This is a genomic window from Terrabacter sp. P5_B1 (assembly GCF_056400505.1).
In genome coordinates, this window is the sequence record NZ_JBFULD010000460.1 from 1 (window position 1) to 2,433 (window position 2,433).

The 2,433-nt window shown below is 71.5% G+C and carries 4 protein-coding genes; 2 read left to right on the top strand and 2 right to left on the bottom strand.

Annotated elements, in window-relative coordinates; translation table 11 throughout:
- Nucleotides 1-289 precede the first annotated feature (289 nt).
- Together AC1DP0_RS20835 and trpS are read left to right on the top strand one after the other, a co-directional pair.
- Nucleotides 290-565 carry a hypothetical protein gene (locus AC1DP0_RS20835; protein ID WP_478088283.1) on the top strand — a complete coding sequence of 92 codons (276 nt, stop codon included), beginning with the start codon at nucleotides 290-292 and terminating at the stop codon, nucleotides 563-565.
- Nucleotides 566-813: 248 nt separating this feature from the next.
- The gene (trpS, locus tag AC1DP0_RS20840) at nucleotides 814-1,953 is read left to right on the top strand and encodes a tryptophan--tRNA ligase (protein ID WP_478088284.1); all 1,140 of its coding nucleotides are present in this window, start codon (nucleotides 814-816) and stop codon (nucleotides 1,951-1,953) included.
- On the opposite strand, the gene AC1DP0_RS20845 is transcribed toward trpS, so the two are convergent.
- Together AC1DP0_RS20845 and AC1DP0_RS20850 are read right to left on the bottom strand one after the other, a co-directional pair.
- On the bottom strand, nucleotides 1,947-2,249 hold the full coding sequence (locus AC1DP0_RS20845; protein ID WP_478088286.1) for a hypothetical protein: 303 nt from the start codon (nucleotides 2,247-2,249) through the stop codon (nucleotides 1,947-1,949). The genes trpS and AC1DP0_RS20845 overlap by 7 nt on opposite strands.
- A complete protein-coding gene (locus tag AC1DP0_RS20850; RefSeq protein ID WP_478088288.1) occupies nucleotides 2,164-2,433 on the bottom strand; it encodes a lysophospholipid acyltransferase family protein in 270 nt (89 codons plus the stop codon). Before AC1DP0_RS20850 ends, AC1DP0_RS20845 begins: the two co-directional genes overlap by 86 nt.

Genomic DNA, 2,433 nt, shown 5'->3' on the forward strand with positions numbered 1-2,433 from the left:
GGTCAGCGCGGCGAGCTGGTCGAGCAGGGTCGCCTGCTGGTTCGCCTGCTGGTTCGCCTGCTGGGTCGTCTGGTGGGTCGGACGGGGCTGGGTGGGATAGGGCTGGGTCGGACGCGTCGGGTCTGGCACGCCGTCCAGCCTAGGGTCGCCCACACAGGCGTCCGGCCCGCGACGATGAGACCGTGGCCACGCCGGAGGTGCTCGCCTGGCTGCTTGGCGGGGACGCGGCCGTGGCCTACGTCGCGACGCGCGACCTACTGGGGCGGGACGACCCGGCGCGGCAGGCCGGATGGCAATCGGCGGAATGGGCGCGACGATGCTGGCCACCCGCGAGGCGAACGGCCACTGGGGTCGGGGCTTCTACCAGCCGAAGTGGACGTCGAGCCACTACACGCTGTCGCAGCTGCGCGAGATCGCGCTCTCCCCCACGTGTCCCGCAGCGCGCGCCACGGTGGGGCTGATCCTCGACGCCGAGAAGGCCGACGACGGGGGCCTCAACCCGTCGGGGCGTCGTCGGCCGAGCGACGCCTGCGTCAACGGCATGGCGCTGGGCTACGCGAACTGATCCCCGACGGCGTGCCGGGCAACCGAGCCGATGGTTCACCGTGATCGCCGAGCGCGTCCTCGTCGCGTACCCTGAGTGACATGAGTTCGACCGTCGCACCGATCCGCGCGTGGTGGCTGCCCAGCTGAGGCGGCCCCTCGAACCAACCCGATATCCGGAGCCGCCCACGGGCGGCTCCTTGCATGTCTCCTGGCGACAGGGCGTGCGGCCGGTCTCTCCCGTGGGCGTCCAGCACGACAGGAGAGACCATGTCCACCAGCACGACCTTCCCCACCACCCCCACCGCCACCGCCCCGACGACAGCAGTCGTGGACGACGGCGAGAGCGCGACGTACGCGGCGGCCCGCGACCGCAGCGCGGTTCTCGATGTGCTCATCGACGAGCACGCCGCCGAGGACCCCGCGCGCTTCCGGATGCTAACCGGCGACCGACCCACCGGGCTGCTCCACATCGGCCACTACCTCGCCAGCCTGCGCAACCGAGTCCGTTTGCAGGACAAGGGAGTCGAGACGTTTGTCGTCATCGCCGACTACCAAGTCATCACCGATCGCGACTCGGTCGGTGAGATGGGCGCCAACGTCCAGGGCCTCGTCCTGGACTACCTCGCCGCCGGCCTTGATCCTGCGCACACGACGATCTTCACGCACAGCGCGGTCCCAGCCCTCAACCAGCTCATGCTGCCGTTCCTGTCGCTCGTCACCGACGCGGAGCTGCGGCGCAACCCGACCGTCAAGGACGAGCTCGCCCTGTCTGACGGGCGCCCATTGTCGGGCCTGCTCCTGACCTACCCGGTGCACCAGGCTGCCGACATCCTCTTCTGCCACAGCCGAATGGTCCCGGTGGGCCGAGACCAGCTGCCGCACCTCGAGCAGACGCGCGCCATCGCTCGCCGCTTCAACACGCGGTATGCCGCGGGGCACAGTGTGTTCCCCGAGCCCGAGGCCCTGCTCAGCGAGGTCCCGCTCCTCCTCGGCACGGACGGCACGAAGATGAGCAAGAGCAAGGGCAACGTCATCAACCTGAGCGACTCGGCAGACGAGACCGCCGCCCGGATTCGCGCCGCCCGCACCGACTCGGAACGGCGGATCACGTTCGAACCCAACGGTCGTCCCGCCGTCGCGAACCTCCTCACCATCGCCGGGCTCTTCCTCGACGAGTCACCCGAGTCGGTGGCCGAGCAGATCGGCGACGGCGGCGCGCAGCGCCTCAAGGCGGTCGTCACCGAGGCGGTCAACGAGTCCCTGGCCGGGCACCGAGCCCGCCGTGCGGACCTCGCCCGCGACCCGGCATACGTGACGTCGGTGCTCCACGAGGGGAACGCCCGGGCAGCCGAGGTGGCCGAGCGGACGCTGGCGACGGTGCGGGCGGTGATGGGGATGAGCTACTGAGTGGCCAGCCCAGGGGCGGCCGAGCGGCGAACCCGAGAATGTTTGCCAGAGCGGAGGATTCGCGCCTCCGCCGCGAGGTCGGCCCTGCGCATGCCCTCCTCGTCGAGCCGCAGCCCCTCCTCGCGGCCGGGCGCCGTGCCGCCGCATGAGACGGGGAGCCACCAGCGGTCCGCGTCGTCACGCGGCTGGTCGGGGTGGGCGCCGATCGCCTCACTGAGCAGGCTGTCGACGCGGGCGCGGAGCTGCTCGGTGACGGCATACGGGTCGGCGTCTGGAGCAGGGTGCAGCGGTTTCACCGACGAGGATCGTGACGGCCGTGCCGCGGCGCAGGCTGAAGCGGCCGTCCACGGTGTGGATGCGCTGGCTGCCCCACACCGCGACCGGCACCAGCGGCGCCCCGCACCACGTCGCGACCGCGGCCGCCCCGGGACGGAAGGGCAGCAGCTCCCACGAGCGCGAGATCGTCGCCTCGGGGAAGAT

What these genes read in the sequence shown, in the direction of transcription:
- AC1DP0_RS20835 (WP_478088283.1), top strand. Translation starts at nt 290, where the DNA reads ATGGCAATCGGCGGAATGGGCGCGACGATGCTGGCCACCCGCGAGGCG.
- trpS (WP_478088284.1), top strand. Translation starts at nt 814, where the DNA reads ATGTCCACCAGCACGACCTTCCCCACCACCCCCACCGCCACCGCCCCG.